The 18,158-nt window shown below is 50.6% G+C and carries 19 protein-coding genes; 13 read left to right on the top strand and 6 right to left on the bottom strand.

The window, feature by feature from the left end; translation table 11 throughout:
- The first annotated feature begins 5 nt into the window (after positions 1-5).
- The 10 genes from KJY73_RS04320 (at position 6) to KJY73_RS04275 (ending at position 7,707) form a co-directional block, all read left to right on the top strand.
- Positions 6-686, top strand: a complete 681-nt coding sequence (locus tag KJY73_RS04320; protein WP_206592602.1) for a PspA/IM30 family protein — start codon at positions 6-8, stop codon at positions 684-686.
- Positions 687-751: 65 nt separating this feature from the next.
- The gene (locus tag KJY73_RS04315; protein ID WP_214343235.1) at positions 752-1,750 is read left to right on the top strand and encodes an ion channel; all 999 of its coding nucleotides are present in this window, start codon (positions 752-754) and stop codon (positions 1,748-1,750) included.
- Positions 1,740-2,387 (top strand): YjfK family protein, encoded by a 648-nt coding sequence (locus tag KJY73_RS04310; RefSeq protein ID WP_214340643.1) that lies wholly within the window; start codon positions 1,740-1,742, stop codon positions 2,385-2,387. The genes KJY73_RS04315 and KJY73_RS04310 overlap by 11 nt, the downstream gene beginning before the upstream one ends.
- An 82-nt stretch (positions 2,388-2,469) precedes the next feature.
- Complete coding sequence (locus tag KJY73_RS04305; protein WP_206592600.1) at positions 2,470-2,886, top strand: DUF350 domain-containing protein; 417 nt, start codon at positions 2,470-2,472, stop codon at positions 2,884-2,886.
- Between the two features lie 9 nt (positions 2,887-2,895).
- On the top strand, positions 2,896-3,510 hold the full coding sequence (locus KJY73_RS04300; RefSeq protein ID WP_214340641.1) for a DUF1190 family protein: 615 nt from the start codon (positions 2,896-2,898) through the stop codon (positions 3,508-3,510).
- Positions 3,511-3,634: 124 nt separating this feature from the next.
- Positions 3,635-4,033, top strand: a complete 399-nt coding sequence (locus KJY73_RS04295) for a hypothetical protein (protein WP_214340639.1) — start codon at positions 3,635-3,637, stop codon at positions 4,031-4,033.
- Positions 4,034-4,036: 3 nt separating this feature from the next.
- A complete protein-coding gene (locus KJY73_RS04290; protein ID WP_214340637.1) occupies positions 4,037-5,200 on the top strand; it encodes a glutathionylspermidine synthase family protein in 1,164 nt (387 codons plus the stop codon).
- Positions 5,201-5,254: 54 nt separating this feature from the next.
- Complete coding sequence (locus KJY73_RS04285) at positions 5,255-5,815, top strand: rhomboid family intramembrane serine protease (RefSeq protein WP_214340635.1); 561 nt, start codon at positions 5,255-5,257, stop codon at positions 5,813-5,815.
- A gap of 163 nt (positions 5,816-5,978) precedes the next feature.
- Complete coding sequence (locus KJY73_RS04280; RefSeq protein ID WP_214340633.1) at positions 5,979-6,701, top strand: YebC/PmpR family DNA-binding transcriptional regulator; 723 nt, start codon at positions 5,979-5,981, stop codon at positions 6,699-6,701.
- Between the two features lie 133 nt (positions 6,702-6,834).
- Positions 6,835-7,707, top strand: a complete 873-nt coding sequence (locus tag KJY73_RS04275; RefSeq protein ID WP_214340631.1) for a substrate-binding periplasmic protein — start codon at positions 6,835-6,837, stop codon at positions 7,705-7,707.
- A gap of 2 nt (positions 7,708-7,709) precedes the next feature.
- Here KJY73_RS04275 and KJY73_RS04270 read toward each other — a convergent pair whose 3' ends face one another.
- Both KJY73_RS04270 and KJY73_RS04265 read right to left on the bottom strand, forming a co-directional pair.
- Positions 7,710-8,126, bottom strand: a complete 417-nt coding sequence (locus KJY73_RS04270) for a VOC family protein (protein WP_214340630.1) — start codon at positions 8,124-8,126, stop codon at positions 7,710-7,712.
- A gap of 98 nt (positions 8,127-8,224) precedes the next feature.
- Positions 8,225-9,820 carry an isocitrate lyase gene (locus KJY73_RS04265; protein ID WP_214340628.1) on the bottom strand — a complete coding sequence of 532 codons (1,596 nt, stop codon included), beginning with the start codon at positions 9,818-9,820 and terminating at the stop codon, positions 8,225-8,227.
- Between the two features lie 162 nt (positions 9,821-9,982).
- Here KJY73_RS04265 and KJY73_RS04260 point away from each other — a divergent pair, with 162 nt between their 5' ends.
- Positions 9,983-10,921, top strand: a complete 939-nt coding sequence (locus KJY73_RS04260) for a LysR family transcriptional regulator (protein WP_214340626.1) — start codon at positions 9,983-9,985, stop codon at positions 10,919-10,921.
- On the opposite strand, the gene KJY73_RS04255 is transcribed toward KJY73_RS04260, so the two are convergent.
- Positions 10,913-11,668: a hypothetical protein gene (locus tag KJY73_RS04255; RefSeq protein ID WP_214340624.1), complete on the bottom strand. Its 756-nt coding sequence runs from the start codon at positions 11,666-11,668 to the stop codon at positions 10,913-10,915. The genes KJY73_RS04260 and KJY73_RS04255 overlap by 9 nt on opposite strands.
- 272 nt (positions 11,669-11,940) lie before the next feature.
- Between KJY73_RS04255 and KJY73_RS04250 the strand changes: the two genes are divergently transcribed.
- Entirely contained in the window at positions 11,941-14,115 is a 2,175-nt protein-coding gene (locus KJY73_RS04250; protein ID WP_214340622.1) for a malate synthase G, read from the top strand.
- Between the two features lie 43 nt (positions 14,116-14,158).
- On the opposite strand, the gene KJY73_RS04245 is transcribed toward KJY73_RS04250, so the two are convergent.
- Together KJY73_RS04245 and KJY73_RS04240 are read right to left on the bottom strand one after the other, a co-directional pair.
- Positions 14,159-14,536 (bottom strand): 3-phosphoshikimate 1-carboxyvinyltransferase, encoded by a 378-nt coding sequence (locus KJY73_RS04245; protein WP_232848390.1) that lies wholly within the window; start codon positions 14,534-14,536, stop codon positions 14,159-14,161.
- Positions 14,537-14,597: 61 nt separating this feature from the next.
- Positions 14,598-15,734 carry a beta-ketoacyl-ACP synthase III gene (locus KJY73_RS04240; protein ID WP_214340618.1) on the bottom strand — a complete coding sequence of 379 codons (1,137 nt, stop codon included), beginning with the start codon at positions 15,732-15,734 and terminating at the stop codon, positions 14,598-14,600.
- Between the two features lie 538 nt (positions 15,735-16,272).
- On the opposite strand from KJY73_RS04240, the gene KJY73_RS04235 reads away from it, so the two are divergent.
- Entirely contained in the window at positions 16,273-16,968 is a 696-nt protein-coding gene (locus KJY73_RS04235) for a PEP-CTERM sorting domain-containing protein (protein WP_214340616.1), read from the top strand.
- Positions 16,969-17,330: 362 nt separating this feature from the next.
- Here the strand turns inward: KJY73_RS04235 and KJY73_RS04230 are convergent, their stop codons facing one another.
- Complete coding sequence (locus tag KJY73_RS04230; protein WP_214340614.1) at positions 17,331-18,143, bottom strand: PIG-L deacetylase family protein; 813 nt, start codon at positions 18,141-18,143, stop codon at positions 17,331-17,333.
- Between the last annotated feature and the right edge of the window lie 15 nt (positions 18,144-18,158).

The raw sequence follows: 18,158 nt of genomic DNA, 5'->3' as shown, positions 1-18,158 counted from the left end.
CTATTATGTCTGTTTGGAAAAAATTAATTACTGCGGTTAAAGGCGGCGTCACAGAAGCAGCCGAGGCGGTTGCTGACAGCCAGGCTATCCGCATCCTTGAACAGGAAATCCGTGAAGCCAAAGAAGAATTACGCAAGTCAGATCATGCTCGTACGCAAATCCTGGCTAAGTGCAAATTGTCGCAACAGAAAGTAGAGAGCTTGCAGCAATCCATTGCCACTTATGAGCAGCACGCTCGTCAGGCGGCGGATTCTGATCGCCAATTGGCGCTGGACTGTGCCCAGAAAGTGGTTGAGCTACGTGGTGACATGGACACCGAGCAAAGCTATCTGGATCAGTTTAAAGCGTCTGAGCAAAAACTGGCGGCCAATATCAATCAAGCCAAGGCGAATCTGCGTCGTCTTGAGCAGCAGGTAGATATGGTAAAGGCCACTGAGTCGGTACAAAAAGCCCAGGTCGCCGTTTCTTCGCGTCACCTTGGTGCCAACAGCAAGATGAAAACGGCCACCGAGTCACTGGATCGTATTCAAAAGCGCCAGACCATGCGTAGCGCCGAGTTGGAAGCAGCGGAAGAGCTGGCCAGCAGCGAATCCAATGATGATCTGGAAGCGCGCTTGGCGGCAGCGGGCATCAAAGGCGGAAAAAGCAGTGCCGATGATGAGCTGAGCCGTATACTCGGCAAGTAAACGAGAGGGAGATAAGCTTGACGTTTCATAAACTACGCAAGCTGGTTGCCCGCTATTTCCAGGATATGCGCTGGTACAGTATTGTACTGGCGTTTTTTTTGTATGGTCTGAGCTGCTGGTTATTGCTGGCCTGGGCCGACGAGCAGGCCCTGACCCAGTGGCCCGATTTTCTGTATTTCCTGGTGGTTACCAGCTCAACCGTGGGCTACGGCGATCTGTCTCCGGCAACGCAAGCCGGGCGCTATGTCGTTTCTCTGTTTGTTATCCCCGTTGGCCTCAGCCTGTTTGCCTTGATATTAGGGCGAGCAGCCGCCTGGGTATCCAGCCAATGGTTTAAAGGAGTAAAAGGTTTGAAACAACTGCATGTAGATAACCATATTCTGGTCATGGGCTGGAACGGCCAGCGCACTTTGCATTTGCTCAATCTGTTGTTGCGCGAACGTCAGCACACCGCAGAGCAGCAAAGTATTGTGCTGTGCGTGAAGGCAGAAATAGACAATCCCATGCCAGACCACATTGAGTTTGTGCGCGTGGAATCATTCAATCAGGATGGCGACATGAATAAGGCCTGCATCAGCCAGGCTGCAGTGATTATCATTGATAACGAACATGACGATATCACCATGACCACCGCGCTATATGCCAATCAGCGCAATCCTCATGGCCATATCCTGGCCTATTTTCATGACGAGAGCCTGGCCCGCCTGCTGCAAACCCACTGCCCGAATGTGGAATGCACACCGAGTGTAGCGGTGGAAATGTTGGCCAAATCGGCCTTTGATCCCGGTTCAAGTGCCTTGCATCATGATTTGTTAAGCGTGCAGGAAGGTCAGGCGCAGTATTCGGTCACCCTGCCAGAGCTTGGTAAAAAGCTAACTGTTGGCCAGGTTTTTCGTGCCCTCAAAGAGAAGCACGATGCTACCTTGATAGGCCTGGCAGACCAGCAAAAGCGTATTGAGCTTAATCCGCCGCTGGATAAATCGCTCAGTACCGGTGACAAACTCTATTACATTGCCGTCAACCGTATTCGTCAGATTGACTGGGAGAGCATGCATGTTCAGTAAATGGTTCGGCTCAAAAGAGCCGGTTAAGGGTCCCAAGGCACCAGAAATTATGGGCTTGTATCTGGGAGGCTCATTTCAACTGGATGATCTGCGCTTGCGTTTGCTCGAGCCAGAGCTGACCATTGACGGCGCCGCTCGCACGCATCTGATTCAGGCTGTGGGCGAAGTAAACTTGGATACAGGTGGTAAAATTCTGCGTTTCTACACCGATGATGACGCCTTTTTGCAAGTGGTGTTGGATGGTGGCGACACCGAACAACATATCACCGATGTAAAGCTCTGGTACTTTTATGAAACCAAGACAGTCGGCTCAGACAGCCAATGGCAGCAACTGATAAACAGCGAAATTTCGCAGCCGTCTTACGGCTTGGAAGATAATAGATTCAATCGTGTTTGGGATGCGGTTGGCGAGCAATCGCCCCCGGTTGCAATGACCGAGAAAACCTATGAACAAGACGGTGATATCAGCGAGACCGACCAGTTTGTGATGCTCTATGAGCGCCCGATTGGCCATGATGATGTAGAAGCCTTGCTGGTGTGTGGCGAGGAAAAAATTATCGATAACCGCGCCGACCGTTGCTTGGTAATCAGTACCGGCTTTAATCTGCAGCCGGCTGATATTCGCATAAATGGCTAACGGCCTGGAACCATGCCACAGAGTATCAATCAAACAGTCCATGCTTTAGCATGATAACAGAGATAATAAAGAAGGAATAAAAATGGACGTAATTAGCCAATCACTGGCCGGACTGGGCAACTTCGCCTTGTATTTCGCCGTATCTATTTTGTTGTTGTTTGTATTTAAGATCCTCTATGCCTTTGTCACCCCGCACGACGAGTGGAAGCTGGTTAAGGAAGAAAAAAGCGTGGCCGCCGCGGTCGGTTTTGGCGGCGCTATGGTGGGATTCAGCTTGGCCCTGGCCGGTGCAGCCACCAATGCCGTTTCACTGATAGATTTTGCCATCTGGGGCGCGGTAGCCTTGGTTGCGCAGTTATTGGCCTTTGCCTTGCTGCGTTTTACCTTTATGCCCAAGATTGTTGAGCGGATTAACAATAACGAAATTTCAGCCGGTGTGATGCTGGCAGCCATGTCGGTAGCCGTGGGCCTGCTTAATGCGGCCTGCATGTCATACTAGGAGCCGGCCATGACCCAAACCAACAGAAAACGCTCGTCAGGTATTAACCTGGCCAGTATGCGTAAAGGATTTGCGCCCAAGCCTCTGGCCGTTGGTGTCGCGGCGGTATTTTTAAGCGCCTGTGGCGGCAATCGTCAGGATGCAGATGTGTATACCTCTGCCAATGATTGCATCGACAAGAATCCAGAGTTTACCGAGCAGTGCACAACGGCGTATCAGGATGCGCTGACAGAAGCGTCACGCACCGCCCCAAAATACACTAGTGCAGCAGACTGTGAGTACGACTTTGGCCAGCAACAATGCCACCAGGTGCAAAGTTCTGGCGGCTCGTTCTTTGTGCCCATGATGGCCGGCTTTATGCTCGGAAATCTGATGTCACCACGCGGCTATTACTCACAGCCCTTGTTTACTTCCTATTCGCCTTACTCTCCCTATCGTTACCGCTGGACCACCTCGGATGGCTATGATTACGGCTACTACAAAGACCGCCGTTTAAAAGTGGATAAAGACGCCTTTAAACCCAAGCCTGAGGTAAACCGCACGATAAAACGCGGTGGTTTCGGCAGTACCGTCAGGGCGAAATCCAGTTGGGGCAAATCCAGCAGTAAGAGCTGGGGAGGCTAAAAGTCTCAAACACTTATGGGGTTTAATGTAAAAGCCAACGGCGCCTTAGCTCGCCGTTGGCGGCGTTACTCCACAAATTAGCTATTCGATGGTTTTGCGCTTGGTTACACATACAGGACGTCGCATGAAAAAACTATTCCTTCTCTGCCTGCTGGCCTTCCCGGTTTTGGCCGGCCAAATCCAATCCCTACCCACCATCCGGATTAATCCAGCGAATAACAGCGAGTACCAGGTGACCGCCAAAGTACATATTGTCTGGGAGCAGACTTATGTGGACACCCTGGACAGCCTGGAGGCAGAAGAGATTGTGGTAGCAACGCTTAAAACCCTCCGCGCCAACGAGTTGGCCAAAGACAACAGTGTTGATGTGCTAAAGGTGAAGCTGTTACAACAATTAAGTGGCCGGGGCAAAAACAACAAAGTGCAGGACGTGTTTGTAACCCAGGTGCTGGTTGAATTTATCGGCCAGGAAAAAACTATTGTCGAGCTGGGCAGAGAAAGACCCAGCAAAGAAAAGCATTAGTCTATGCTGAGAATACCCATTCCCCCCCGCCCGCATTGGCAGAAAACCGCCGCCGAGTTCGGTTTTTATTTCCATACCATGTACGGCGAACCTTATTGGGATGAGAGCGCTTACTACCAATTTACCCTTAAGCAAATTGAAGAGGATTTAGAAGGCCCCACCGAAACGCTGCACCAAATGTGCCTTGAGGCGGTAGATGTGGTGGTGCGGGATGCGCGCTGGTTGCAAAAATTCGCGATTCCCGAGCCCTTCTGGCAGCAAATTGCTGACTCCTGGCAACGCCGCGACCCTAGCCTCTATTCACGACTGGATCTGGCTTATCAGGGCAATGGCCCGGCCAAGCTTTATGAAAACAATGCCGATACCCCGACCTCCTTGTATGAGTCAGGATTCTGGCAATGGCTGTGGCTGGAAGACAGAGTGAATCAGGGCCATATCAGTAAAGGGGCTGACCAATTCAATTCCCTGCAAGAAAAGCTGGTCAGACGCTTTAGCGACATCGCCCGGCATTACCAGATAAAGCAAATGCACTTCGCATGTTGTGAAGACACAGTGGAAGACCGTGGCACTGTACAATATTTGCAGGACTGCGCACGCGAAGCCGGCCTTGTGGATGATTTTGTCTTTATTGAGCAGATAGGCCTGAGCGACACGGGATTATTTACCGATATGCAAGACCGGGCTATCAGTACCTTGTTTAAACTCTACCCTTGGGAGTTTATGCAGCGCGAAGATTTTGCCGAGCATATTCCTGGCGCTCAGGTAAATTGGATTGAGCCGATGTGGAAAAGCATCTTGTCTAACAAGGCCCTGCTCCCCATGCTGTGGCAACTATTTCCCAACCATCCCAACTTATTACCGGCTTGGTTTGAAGACAACTTACCAGGAAACTACAGCGGCAAACTGGTGAAAAAGCCGCTTTATTCAAGGGAAGGCGCCAATATCAGTGTGCTGGAAAACAACCAGCCCATTTTGGCAAGCGAGGGCCCTTATGGTGAGGAAGGCTTTATCTGTCAGGCCTGGCATCCCCTGCCCCGCTTTGCTGACAACCATACCTTGATTGGCTCCTGGCTGGTTAACGATCAGGCAGCCGGTATTTCGGTACGCGAAGACACGCAGGCCATTACTCAGGACATGTCGCGCTATCTGCCGCATATTATATTGTGAGGCGTGAGGCGTGAGGCGTGAGGCGTGAGGCGTGAGGCGTGAGGAAAAGAATATATGCTTAAAAATCAGTTAAAAGTCTTGTTGTGGTTATTGGCCTCCTTTGCCGCGGTAGAGCTTATCAACCTGCTAAGCGGCCGTGCGCTCAATCAGTTTGGCATATTACCCAGAGAAGTTACCTCACTTCCCGGCATTTTGTTTATGCCCTGGTTACATGGCAGCCTGGCGCATTTTCTGTCGAATATAGTGCCGCTGGCCATTTTCTGGCTGCTTATGCTGGAATACGGGCTAAAACGCACTTTGTGGGTCAGCCTTTGGATTGTGCTTTGCACCGGCTTGCTGGTGTGGCTGTTTGGCCGTTTTGCCTACCATATTGGTGCCAGTGGTTTGGTTTATGGCCAGTTTGGCTTTCTGGTACTGGCAGGGTTTTACAGCCGCCAGGTCACTAAACTGCTGATATCTCTGACTGTGGGCTTTTTATATGGCGGAATGGTGTTTGGCGTGTTACCCAGTCAGCCCTTTATCTCCTGGGAAGCGCATTTATTTGGTTTTGTCAGTGGGCTGTTGGCCGCCCGTTTCTGGCATGGCCGCCCCAAGACCACAGCTAGCAGTTCGTAATTGCCAAGGCGCTTTAATAAGGCACCTAGCAAAAACTGGTCAAAACGCCCCGTATAGCGTTAAAATCCCAGCCCTTCGATGCCCATTCGATTGGTTATCCAGATTCCAGGTAGCTAATGGAATGGGGTTATCCCACGAATTAAACAATTGAGAGAGCATTCCCATGGGTAGAGCGTTTGAAGTCCGCAAGGTAGCGATGGCCAAAACCCAGGCCGCCAAAAGCAAAGTATATTCAAAGTACGGTAAAGAAATTTACGTCGCAGCTAAAAACGGTGGCCCGGATCCTGATACCAACGTTGCCCTGAAGCGACTGATGGAAAAAGCCAAGAAAGATCAGGTACCCGCCCACGTAGTGGAAAAGGCCATTGAAAAAGCCAAAGGTGCCGGCGGCGAAGACTATACCCCAGCGCGCTATGAAGGCTACGGTCCAGGTAACTGCATGGTGATCGTTGACTGTCTGACCGACAACAACAACCGCACTATTACGGATGTACGTAACTGTTTCACCAAAACCAATTCCAAAATTGGTGCACCGGGCGCAGTAATGCACATGTTTGATCATCAGGCGATTTTTTCCTTTAAAGGCGACGACGACGAGCCAGTACTGGAAGCTCTGATGATGGCCGATGCCGATGTGACGGATGTGGAAGTAGAAGACGGCATGGTCACGGTATTTGCACCGCATACCGAGTTCTACAAAGTCAAAACCGCCCTGAGCGAAGCCTTTGACGACATCGAGTTTGAAACCGAAGAAATTACCTTCGTACCGCAAACCACCACTAAGGTAAGCGGCGACGACGTGGCTATGTTTGAAAAATTTATGACCATGCTCAACGATTGTGATGATGTACAAGACATCTACCATAACGCTGAAGTCGACGAGTAAATCTTGTTCTGCCGCCGGGTTCTCCGGCGGCAATGTCCCCGCCAGTTCTCTTATTGCATCCTGTCTATAAAAAGCGCAAGATTGAACAACTTACCATTGCCTTGGATGGGCCGAACCAAAGTTGTCTGCCTGAATGAGTCAACGCCAAGTTCTATGTGACCAACAGCTTACCTTACGAACAGGTAATAGCGGCTGGTTGCGGCTGGCTTGGAGCAAAACAAAGTTATGGTATGGCCGCCTTCTGCTTGGCACTTTATTTATTTCAACGCCAAGTCAGGCTGAGCAGCCAACCTGGCAACTGGTTACCGAGCATTTCCCCCCCTTTAATTATCAGCAGCAAGGCAAACTGACCGGCTTTTCTACCGAACTGCTGAAAAGGATGATGGAAGATAATCAGCTGGCCTATCAGATTTCTATTTATCCCTGGGCCAGAGCCTACCAGATAGTATTAGACAGCCCCCACACCCTGATTTATTCCATTGGCCGAACCAAAGAGCGCGAAGACGCCTTTTACTGGGTTGGTCCTTTAGCGAATGTGGATGTGTATCTTTGGCAATCAGTTGATGCACCGCCACTGGATCTTAAAGATCCGATGCAGTTTAAAAGAGCCCGTCTGGCCTTTATTCGTAAAAGCGCTATTGAAAAGCGTCTGCTGTCAGACAAGCGTTTTAACAAAGAAAACAATTATCCGGTCACGGAAATCGAAGACGCCCTGATGATGCTTGCCCATCGGCGCGTTGACGGTGTGTTGATGGCAATCAACATGGAGGAAGAAAAGGCCCAGCTATTAAAACGTCTTGCCGATAAAATTGAGCGACGCCAAAAAGTATTGACCTTGCCCTTATACGCAGCGCTGAATAAAGCCAGCGGCAAACAAACCGCCGAGCTACTGCAACAATCCTTATACCGACTCCGTGCTAAGGGAGACTACCAGCAGTTGTTAGATGAATATGGGCTGGGTGACGAATTGGTTAATCAGCCAGTTCCTGCACTTACCGAGCAATAGGGTTACGACCAATACTGTCCGGGCCGGTAATTACCGAAATACCACATATGCCCTTGGGGATCTTTAACCATATATCCCCTCGCGCCATATTCCTCGTCTTGCAGCTCCCTGACTACCTCTGCACCAGCCGCCACAGCCTGTTGAAAATGGTTGTCTGGATCAGCCACATACAAACTTAACATCATGGGCAAACCACCGGCCGTCTGAGGGCTAATCCAATTAAACTCCTGTTTGGGTGAACTGAGCATAATCACAGTGCTGCCCAGCGACAGCTCGCAGTGAATGACCTCCCCACTCCCTCCTAGCACCACAAAACGACAGGTAAAACCAAATGCCTCACATAACCAATTAATAGCTGACTGGGCATCGGCATAGATTAAACATGGGTAAACATCTGAACATGGAGTGTCTTGGCTCATATCATTCCTCAACGGGTAAAAGATGCGTCTTTGAGGGTAGTTGGCCAGCATAAAAAAGGCCACCGACTAGCGGTGGCCTGAGCTTAGCAAAGTGGCAATCAGCCAAATTGATTCATGGTGTTGTCTTTACCTGAGGCTTTAAGCGCAGCATCACCAGAGAAGTACTCTTTGTGATCGTCGCCCATATCCGAGCCCGCCATATTCTGGTGTTTCACGCAGGCAATACCTTCGCGGATTTCCTTACGCTGTACCCCTTGAACATAGGCCAGCATACCTTCATCACCGAAATAGCCCTTAGCCAGATTGTCGGTAGACAGGGCCGCCGTGTGGTAAGTTGGCAGCGTAATCAGGTGGTGGAAAATACCGGCTTCACGGGCCGCATCGGCCTGGAAGCTACGGATCTTCGCATCGGCTTCCTGCGCCAGTTCAGTGCTGTCGTACTCTGCGCTCATCAGGCTGGCACGATCAAAACCACTCAGGTCTTTACCTTCTGCCTGCCAGGCATCAAACACCTGCTGACGGAAGTTAAGCGTCCAGTTGAACGATGGGCTGTTGTTGTACACCAACTTGGCATTAGGCACAGCTTCACGGATGCGTTTTACCATACCGGCGATCTGGCCGATATGTGGCTTCTCGGTTTCAATCCACAGCAGGTCTGCACCATTTTGCAAGCTGGTGATGCAGTCCAGCACCACGCGATCTTCGCCGGAGCCTTTCTTAAACTGGAACAAACCGGATTGCAGACGCTTAGGCTTTAACAACTTGCCATTGGCCTTAACGACTACATCACCGTTTTGAATATCCGCAGCGCTTTCAATGTAATCGCCATCCAGGAAGCTGTTGTATTTGTCACCCAAGTCGCCCGGCTCATTGGTCACGGCAATTTGCTTGGTTAAGCCAGCGCCCAGTGAGTCGGTACGTGCCACAATCACCCCGTCTTCCACACCCAGTTCCAGGAAGGCATAACGTACGGCATTGATCTTGGCCAGGAAGTCGGCGTGAGGTACGGTAACTTTACCGTCCTGGTGACCACATTGCTTCTCGTCAGATACCTGGTTTTCAATCTGAATGGCACAAGCACCGGCTTCAATCATTTTCTTGGCCAGCAGGTAGGTGGCCTCTTCGTTACCAAACCCAGCGTCGATATCAGCAATTATAGGTACTACGTGGGTCTCAAAGTTATCAATCTGGTTTTCCAAGCTGGCGGCTTTGGCGGTGTCACCACTGGCACGGGCATCATCCAACTGGCGATACAGTCCACCCAATTCACGGGCATCGGCCTGACGCAGGAAGGTATACAGCTCTTCAATTAACGCTGGCACTGAGGTTTTCTCGTGCATGGACTGGTCAGGTAGCGGGCCAAATTCACTGCGCAGCGCAGCAATCATCCAGCCGGAAAGGTACAAGTAGCGCTTGGCGGTGGTGCCATGATGTTTCTTAATGGAGATCAGCTTTTGCTGACCGATAAACCCATGCCAGCACCCCAATGACTGAGTGTAGGCACTGCTGTCTGCATCATATTCTTCCATATCACGGCGCATAATGGCGGCCGTGTAACGCGCAATATCCAAACCGGTTTTAAACTGGTTTTGCGCCTTCATACGCGCTGCGTATTCGGGATTAATAGCACCCCAGGTGTGGCGGCTTTTGAGCAACTGTGTGAAATGTTCAATATCCTGTAAATAGGCTGACATAAGCGTTCTCCGGTTATCGCTGGCCTTGCCCGACCAGCCGCTTCAACTTTGCTGTGTACAGATAGTGAAAGTGCCTCTAATGGGCGAATCTGCTGATGACAAGCATAGACATCCGGGGTAGGATTCAACCAATTTATAAATCTCATACCGGCCATTAGTTTTATGAATATAGCCAAGGTTGACCTGAATCTGCTGGTGTATTTTGATGTGTTAATGCGTGAGCGCAGCGTCACCCGGGCTGCCGCACAGCTGTCTATTACCCAACCAGCCATGAGTAACGGCTTAAAGCGCTTACGGGAATTGTTTAACGACCCGATTCTGGTGCGCACCAGTGACGGTATGACCCCCACCCAGCGGGCCTTACAGTTACAACCTGTGGTGCGTGACGCCATCTCCCGTCTGGAAGCAGCCATACAGCCGCAAAGTGATTTTGATCCCCTCACCAGTGAGCGGACCTTTCGCATCATGGCCAGCGATTATGCCGAATCGACCCTGTTGCTTGAGGTGATTCGCCAGCTAAATCAGCAGGCCCCGAATATTACCCTGGATGTGATTACCCCGTCGGATGTGACCTTTCATGATGTGGAGCATGGCAAGGTGGATATGGCCATTAACCGCTTTGAAGAGTTGCCACTGTCTTTTCACCAGAAGGTGATCTGGTACGACAGTTTTTCCTGCGTGGTGAATAAACAAAACCCTGTGGTGAAGCATTTCACCTTAGACAAATACCTTAAAGGCCAGCATATCTGGGTGAGCAAAACCGGCTTTGGGGTTGGCGTGGGTATCGACCCTAATGAAGTGCAAAAGCTCGGCTGGGTGGACCTGGAACTGGCCAAGCTCGGCAGAAAGCGGCATATCCGGGTGTTTACCCGCCACTATCATGTGGCGCTGCAGCTGGCTCGTGAGCAAAACCTGATTGCCACGCTGCCAAGCCGCGCCGCCAAGATCTACAAAGACGACAGCAATATGGTGATCCTGGAGCCGCCCTTTGATATTCCGCCTATCGCCCTGAAAATGGCCTGGAGCGCCTTACTCCAGCACGATGCCGGGCATATCTGGCTGCGCCGCTTAATTATTGATATTGCTAAAGAATTATCCTGATTTTTGGATAAGGTAAAAAGAGACTTTTAGCGCATCCCCGGCTTTTGGCGGGGCGCTGCTGGAACTGAATGTCAATTGCAGAGGGAAGCGCTCTACCACATCATGGGAATAGTCATTGAGCAGTGAATTCAGGTAAAAATCTTTTTGCTGTGTGGTAAGCAACATACATTGCGCTGATGAGCAAATAACCGCATAGCTTTTGACTCCCCAGGTCACCGCTACCTGCGCAATATATTCGGAGATTTGTTGCTCCAACGCCTTATTGCGGCCCGCCTCATTTTCAAGCAACTGATTGATTTGTCTAGCATTGGCAAAGCGATAGCGAGTCTGGGCAAATGCCCCGGCAAGAGGCTCCGGCAAGTGATGTCGCGCCGCTTCCATATTAATGTCACCCAATTCAGCATCGCGATGCAGGTCATCCGTGCTCTCCACCGTCAAGGTAGGCGCTTGATCGGTTATCGCCTCACGAACAGATAAACCCGCGCTTGTTTCAATAGTGCCAGGCTGATTGTCATTTGCCCGATGCGAGTCTATCGCCTTAATGTGCTGCTCAGCGCTGTCCTGCTGCCCTGCTATAACGAAGGGGTTGTGTGCAGGGGGTTCGGTGTTAGAAGGGTTTGAGCCCTTCTCTAGCGTGGCATTATCCCCCACAAAAGTAGTATCTGCGGGTGACTGAGGCCCTAGATACTCATAGGCCAGCCAGCCAAGCAGTAATAATCCTATTCCCAGCCACAGATTCCCTTTCATAGCATCCTCAAGCGATTGTTTAAATCCTAAGCAACCTTATCATCTATGCACAACACTCTGTCAATCATGCTGCCCGGCACCTAAAAAGGTCTTCATAGCATGCATACGCACAACACTATAAACAGGGTGAATACCGAAAATACAGTCCATAAACTCTACAAACACAGCTGACCTGTCTAGACTGGCCAAACCAAGATTTTTCGCTGCCAGTTATTGGCGCACACATAAATATAGAGCCACTATTGGCTCAGCCCTACACAAAGGAGCCCAGCATGGCGGAAACAATCAACAAGGGTCGCTTGGCCATTTATCCCGGTCTGTATGAGTTTATACAGCAGCAGGCCTTGCCCGGCTCACAAGTAGACGCTGATGCATTCTGGTCTGGTTTTGAAGCGCTGCTTGCCGACCTTATCCCCGTTAACCAAACCCTGCTGGCCAAACGTGATGTGCTACAAGCGCAGATTGACGACTATCACCGCCAGCATCCTCAGCTTGACCCTGCCCACTACAAAGCCTTTTTACAAGACATCGGCTACCTGCAACCCGTACCGCAAAGCAGCCAAATCAGTACCACTCAAGTGGATGCTGAAATCGCCACCATGGCCGGCCCGCAGTTAGTGGTGCCAATTAACAACGCCCGCTACGCCCTAAATGCCGCCAATGCACGTTGGGGCAGCTTATATGATGCCGCCTATGGCACAGACGTGATTGATGAAACTGACGGTGCTGAAAAAGGCAAAGGTTATAACCCGGTACGCGGACAAAAAGTGGTGGCCTGGGCCAGAACCTGGCTGGATAGCATCGCCCCTCTTGCGAAGAGCTCGCACCAACAAGCAGTAAGCTACCGCCTGGATAATGGCAGTTTGCTGATTGATCTTAAAGACGGCAGCACTACAACTCTTCAAGATCCTGCCAGCTATGTGGGTTATCAGGGTAGCACTGATCAGCCTGATGCCATTTTACTCAAACACCATGCCCTGCATGCTGAGCTGCAATTTGATCGCAATCACCCGGTGGGCAAAACCGACCCGGCGGGCATTAAAGATATTCTGCTGGAGTCTGCGCTTACCACTATTATGGACTGCGAAGACTCGGTGGCCGCGGTAGATGGCGAAGATAAAACCCTGGTCTATCAAAACTGGTTAGGATTAATGCAAGGCAGCCTGAGTGCCGATCTGGAAAAAGGTGGCAAAATTCAGCGCCGTACCATGCATGCAGATCGCAGCTATCTATCGCCAGAAGGGCAGCCATTTAGCCTGAAAGGCCGCAGCCTGATGCTGGTCCGTAATGTTGGCCACCTGATGACCAACCCGGCCATCTTGTTTGAAGGCGAGGAGATTCCCGAAGGTATTATGGATGCGGTGATCACCTCACTGATTGCCAAACACGACCTGCTGGGGCTGGGTAAGTTTAAAAACTCACAAAGCGGCAGCGTATATATTGTTAAGCCGAAAATGCACGGCCCGGAAGAAGTGGCCTTTACCAACCAGTTGTTTGGTCAGGTAGAAGCCTTGCTGGGCTTGGCTGCCAATACCTTAAAGATGGGCATTATGGACGAAGAGCGCCGCACCAGCGTGAATTTGCGCGCCTGTATTGCCGCCGCCCCTGAGCGGGTGATCTTTATCAACACAGGCTTTTTAGACAGAACCGGCGATGAGATTCATACCAGTATGCTGGCCGGTGCCTTTGCCCCCAAAGGCGAACTGAAAACCCTGCCCTGGATCCATGCCTATGAGCGCGCCAATGTGGCCGCCGGCCTGGTATCAGGTTTATCCGGTAAGGCCCAGATAGGTAAAGGCATGTGGCCGATTCCGGATCAAATGGCCAATATGATGCAAGCCAAGCTGGGGCATCCACAAGCCGGGGCCAATACCGCCTGGGTTCCCTCACCGACCGCCGCTACCTTGCATGCCTTGCATTACCATCAGGTGGATGTGTTTGCCATTCAGAAGCAATTAGCCAGCGAGGACTTTGACGGCCTGGATACCATCTTGCAGATCCCACTGATGGCGAAAGACAGACAGCTTAGCGCCGATGAGTTGCAACGAGAGCTGGATAACAACGTACAGGGTATTTTGGGCTACGTAGTGCGTTGGGTACATCAGGGGGTGGGCTGCTCTAAAGTGCCGGATATCAATAACGTGGGTTTGATGGAAGACCGCGCCACCTTGCGGATTTCCAGCCAGCATATTGCCAACTGGCTGAAACACGGTTTATTGGATGCCCAGCAAGTGCAGGCGTCACTGGCGAAAATGGCGGTGTTAGTTGATGAGCAAAATGCCGGCGACCCTGAGTATATCCCCATGGCGCCAGACCTGGATAACGCCATTGCCTTCCAGGCAGCTTCTGAACTGATTTTCGCGGGTGCAGAACAGCCCAGCGGCTATACTGAGCCTGTACTACATAAAAAGCGCCGCGAAATGAAAGCACGCGTGCAGCAAGGCTAAGTTTTCAGCTTGACGGGTAACGCTTCGACCCCAACCCGAAGCGTTACTCGAAGAGCTTTTTAAACTCTGACCAAATCCCCAGCGAGAAATCGTCAAATAAGTTAATCCCCAGTGCCGATTTAATCAGGTACAGCACCAGCAAGCCCAGCAATACACAGAACACAATAAATGCACTTAACAGCGCCGCAGATGCCAGGGCAGACAGGGCTTTTTCCCGCTCGGATAATTCCCGGCGGTTCTTACCCATTAAAAACACCAGATAATAACGCCAGCGGGTAAAAGGCACCGGCAAGGTGGTACGAACATCCACCGCATGGCGACCCCAACTGCGGGCGCCCAGTGCCAGTTTCAGGTGGTTAAGCTGCTCGTCATTAAAGCTGTCGGCCACCGTCTTGGGCATACGGCCAAGCAAATTCTGCATAGCCGGTTCCTGGCGGACATCGCCGCCAGTGTTCGATTTTTGCGTCATCCCTGAAGCTCGCTTAACGTTTACGTACAACCAGACTACCGATGGAATACCCTGCTCCAAAGGAGCACAGCACCCCCACATCGCCGGATTGCATATCCTGATGATGTAAATTAAAGGCAATCATTGAACCGGCAGAGGCGGTATTGGCATAGCGATCCAGCACTATTGGTGCTTCATCTGCGCTGGCATCCCGCCCCAGCAGCTTTTTGGCAATCAGCAGGTTCATATTGATATTAGCCTGGTGTAACCACCAGCGGCGCACATCCGTAGCGCCCAAACCATGCTGCGCCACATGGCTTTCCAGGTGTGCGGCGGCCATAGGGCACACTTCTTTAAATACGCTGCGGCCATTTTGGTGAAAGAGCTTATCCACGGCAAAAGGATCGGTGTCCTGGGCACGGCTCATAAAACCAAAATTAGAACGGATATTGTTGGAAAACTTAGTTACCGCTTTGGTGCTTAAGATTTCAAACTGGTGGTCGCTGCTGGCCGTGGCGGCAGACTCCACCACCTTAGCGGTGGCCACATCGCCGAAGATAAAATGGCTGTCACGGTCGGTGTAATTAATCTGCGGCGACACCAGCTCTGGGTTAATCACCAATACCGCTCTGGCGGTGCCAGCCTTAACCATTTCATAGGCGCGGTGCAAACCAAAAGTCGCCGCCGAACAGGCCACCAGCATATCAAAGCCAAAGCCTTCAATGCCCAGGGCTTCCTGCACTTCAATGGCAATGGCCGGATAGGCGCGCTGGGTATAAGCGCAGGACACAATCACCGCGTCGATATCCTGCGGCTGCTTATTGGCTGCTTTTAATGCGGCCTTGGCCGCTTCTATGGCAATTTCAGCCTGCTGTGAAACCTGTTCATCACTGCGCTCGGCAAAGTGCGGATACATACGGTCGATATCCAGCACGCCGTCTTTACAGTAGATAAACCGGCTTTTTATGCCTGAGGCTTTTTCAATAAACTCCGCACTGGAATGCGGCTTGGCTTCCAGTGTCCCGGCCTCAATGGCGGCCTGGTTAGTTTGGTTATATTTATCGGCCCAGGCATTGTAAGCGCTGACCAATTCTTCATTGCTAATGCTGTGAGAGGGGGTCCAAAGACCGCTACCGCTAATAACGACGGCTTGAGAGGCTGCTTGCGACATGGAAAATTCCCGCTGTAATTCAGCCCATAGAATACTGAAAAGCCGCCATCTTGTCATGCAATGGCCAGACCTGTGACCTGTTAGTGACGATTTACATGCGCAGGCCCAGTAAACTTGGTAGATAAAACACGCCTTGTAGTGGGTAGTTAGCTTCTTCCAAGGCATTAAGCTGAAAGAACGGCGATCAATTAGCGCCAACGTTCCTAGTCCCACTATTTGGCTATTTTGCGTTCAAACTGCGGCACTTCGCTTTCCTCAGTTTAAGAGGAATAAGGTGCCAACTAGCGCCATAAGAAAGCGGTAAATCGACATAGGCAGTAACAAACATCCGTATCATAGCAACAGTACGGACAAGCGCCGAATTTAAACACCGTACTTGTCCGGCAAGTAAATTGTTAAGCTTCCACATCAGTGTCGACTTATTTTACAGTCTCAGAGATGTTCAATATTAAATGCTAAATAAAACAATTGGCTGCACATTGGTGTGAATTTTGAATATCCTTAATGAACAGGAGTTATAAACAACTAGGAGATGGAGATGAATAAGTTTTTTTCAGCTTCTTTATTAGTAGTTATTTCAACTTTTGGCGGCTTTGCAAATGCTGGTCTAATTGACACTACAACTGGATGGGATGGGGTAAGCAGCGTAGGGGTTTTTGGGGAAATGAGCACCGCTACCTATGGCCAGACATTCTTAGTCAATGGTCCGGACACTCAATTGGATAGCTGGACGTTTTACATAGATGACTACGTAAACCCGGATTTTGTGGACTTTGCTTTTTACATCATGGATTGGGATTCCGCAACCACGAGGGCAACTGGCTCTATTCTGTATCAAAGTGCTGCTGTTTCAACAACAAATAATGGCGGTTTTGATGGGATGGAGGCAATTACTTTCAATACAGGTGGGTTAAACCTAGTATCAGGCAACGATTATATAGCATTCATTAGTACGAGTGAGTTGTTTGATGGTTCAAGTGGAACTTCTGAGATTGGTTCTTTGCTTGATGAAACAGCTTATGTAGATGGCGGCTTTTTTTGGCAAGATAACCATAGTTCCGCTGGAACTTGGGATACAGAAGCATGGTTTCATCGGTCACCAGGTTCAGACTTCGGGGATTTAGCTTTCACCGCATCGTTTAGTTCAGCAAGTGTTCCAGAACCAGGTGGCTTTGCACTGTTAGGTTTAGGTTTGGCGGGACTTGTTCTTTCACGTAAACGAAAGGAAGTCTAACAACCGCGTAAACACGGACGGTAGAAATCGGGGCTGATGCCCCGTTTCTGATTATCAGTTTTGCAGGGCGTTACGATACTGAGTTTCTCTGTTCTAATCCTTTAGCTATCGTTTTTCTAAGTTGGTAAATCCACATTGTCGGCTCAAATTCTTGAGTGACTTACCCCGTACCCCTTAAAGGATCAAAGGGTCAGGTTTATTGAACTCAGCTATTTGTCCGAATAATCACTTCAATCAGAAAGCATTCCTAGATCAATTTCGACAGATGATGTGTTATTGCCACAAGGTCGAAGGTAGATTGTTCTAAGCTCGGTACGCCACTTGGGGCCTACACATTACACGTATCTCAGCCCCCAAACCTATTACTCAAACAAACCTTGTTTCTGCGACTGTTCAATATGTGATTGGCGCAAATAAATGTGCCTTGAGGCGCCCTCTACAAAGCGGGAGATAGCCTGTATATCAGCTGGGGTAAACTGCGATTTATGGCAGGCGATGGCCTTGGCGGCCCGCTGCATATCCGCTTTGGTAAAGGCGACTTTATGGGTTAGCCACTTATCTTCGCTGGTATGCCAGATGTTTTTAATCAACTGGCCATATGCAGACTCGCCGCTACTGTACTTGTGCAGTTCCAGCGCTGAGGCGGCGGCAAAATACAGCGCATCCGGGCTGTGTTCAGTGGCTTTTTGATAAACCTGCGCCACCAGATTGCTGACCATACGATGGTCAGGATGCCCATAGCCGCCTTCCGGCCCCCAGGTGATCACCACATTGGGTTTCACTTCGGCAAATAGCTTGGCAATGCGGGTATCGAGCGGCTCAAGGTTTTGCCACTGGGCCAGGCTGCCATCGACAAACTCGAGCATAATGGGCGGATTAATCCCAAGCGCCTTGGTGGCACATTGAGTTTCCGCCAGGCGGGCTTGCTTTAAGGCATCCCCTGCCGCAATACCGGCATGTTCGGCAACCCCGTGCTGTCCGTCTGTCACCACCGCCAGATACACATCATGACCTTCGCGAGCATAGCGGGCCAATAGCGGCCCCACGGTTACCTCGTCATCGGGGTGGGCAAAAATCGCCAGAATACTGGGCTTGGCGGGTTCACTGGCCATCGCAGGTGACAGAGCAGTAAATGCCAGGCCCAGGCTGATTGCAAATTGAGTAAGTTTGTTCATAAGTACATCCTTTTA

The organism is Bowmanella yangjiangensis (assembly GCF_018531185.1).
GTDB lineage: Bacteria > Pseudomonadota > Gammaproteobacteria > Enterobacterales > Alteromonadaceae > Bowmanella > Bowmanella yangjiangensis.
Note: the sequence above shows the minus strand (reverse complement) of the source record. Positions and strands in the feature narration are given on the sequence as shown.

Bases quoted from the DNA above. Each gene is read 5' to 3' on its own strand.
- KJY73_RS04320 (WP_206592602.1), top strand. From the start codon at position 6: ATGTCTGTTTGGAAAAAATTAATTACTGCGGTTAAAGGCGGCGTCACA.
- KJY73_RS04315 (WP_214343235.1), top strand. From the start codon at position 752: ATGCGCTGGTACAGTATTGTACTGGCGTTTTTTTTGTATGGTCTGAGC.
- KJY73_RS04310 (WP_214340643.1), top strand. From the start codon at position 1,740: ATGTTCAGTAAATGGTTCGGCTCAAAAGAGCCGGTTAAGGGTCCCAAG.
- KJY73_RS04305 (WP_206592600.1), top strand. From the start codon at position 2,470: ATGGACGTAATTAGCCAATCACTGGCCGGACTGGGCAACTTCGCCTTG.
- KJY73_RS04300 (WP_214340641.1), top strand. From the start codon at position 2,896: ATGACCCAAACCAACAGAAAACGCTCGTCAGGTATTAACCTGGCCAGT.
- KJY73_RS04295 (WP_214340639.1), top strand. From the start codon at position 3,635: ATGAAAAAACTATTCCTTCTCTGCCTGCTGGCCTTCCCGGTTTTGGCC.
- KJY73_RS04290 (WP_214340637.1), top strand. From the start codon at position 4,037: ATGCTGAGAATACCCATTCCCCCCCGCCCGCATTGGCAGAAAACCGCC.
- KJY73_RS04285 (WP_214340635.1), top strand. From the start codon at position 5,255: ATGCTTAAAAATCAGTTAAAAGTCTTGTTGTGGTTATTGGCCTCCTTT.
- KJY73_RS04280 (WP_214340633.1), top strand. From the start codon at position 5,979: ATGGGTAGAGCGTTTGAAGTCCGCAAGGTAGCGATGGCCAAAACCCAG.
- KJY73_RS04275 (WP_214340631.1), top strand. From the start codon at position 6,835: ATGAGTCAACGCCAAGTTCTATGTGACCAACAGCTTACCTTACGAACA.
- KJY73_RS04270 (WP_214340630.1), bottom strand. From the start codon at position 8,126: ATGAGCCAAGACACTCCATGTTCAGATGTTTACCCATGTTTAATCTAT.
- KJY73_RS04265 (WP_214340628.1), bottom strand. From the start codon at position 9,820: ATGTCAGCCTATTTACAGGATATTGAACATTTCACACAGTTGCTCAAA.
- KJY73_RS04260 (WP_214340626.1), top strand. From the start codon at position 9,983: ATGAATATAGCCAAGGTTGACCTGAATCTGCTGGTGTATTTTGATGTG.
- KJY73_RS04255 (WP_214340624.1), bottom strand. From the start codon at position 11,668: ATGAAAGGGAATCTGTGGCTGGGAATAGGATTATTACTGCTTGGCTGG.
- KJY73_RS04250 (WP_214340622.1), top strand. From the start codon at position 11,941: ATGGCGGAAACAATCAACAAGGGTCGCTTGGCCATTTATCCCGGTCTG.
- KJY73_RS04245 (WP_232848390.1), bottom strand. From the start codon at position 14,536: ATGCAGAATTTGCTTGGCCGTATGCCCAAGACGGTGGCCGACAGCTTT.
- KJY73_RS04240 (WP_214340618.1), bottom strand. From the start codon at position 15,734: ATGTCGCAAGCAGCCTCTCAAGCCGTCGTTATTAGCGGTAGCGGTCTT.
- KJY73_RS04235 (WP_214340616.1), top strand. From the start codon at position 16,273: ATGAATAAGTTTTTTTCAGCTTCTTTATTAGTAGTTATTTCAACTTTT.
- KJY73_RS04230 (WP_214340614.1), bottom strand. From the start codon at position 18,143: ATGAACAAACTTACTCAATTTGCAATCAGCCTGGGCCTGGCATTTACT.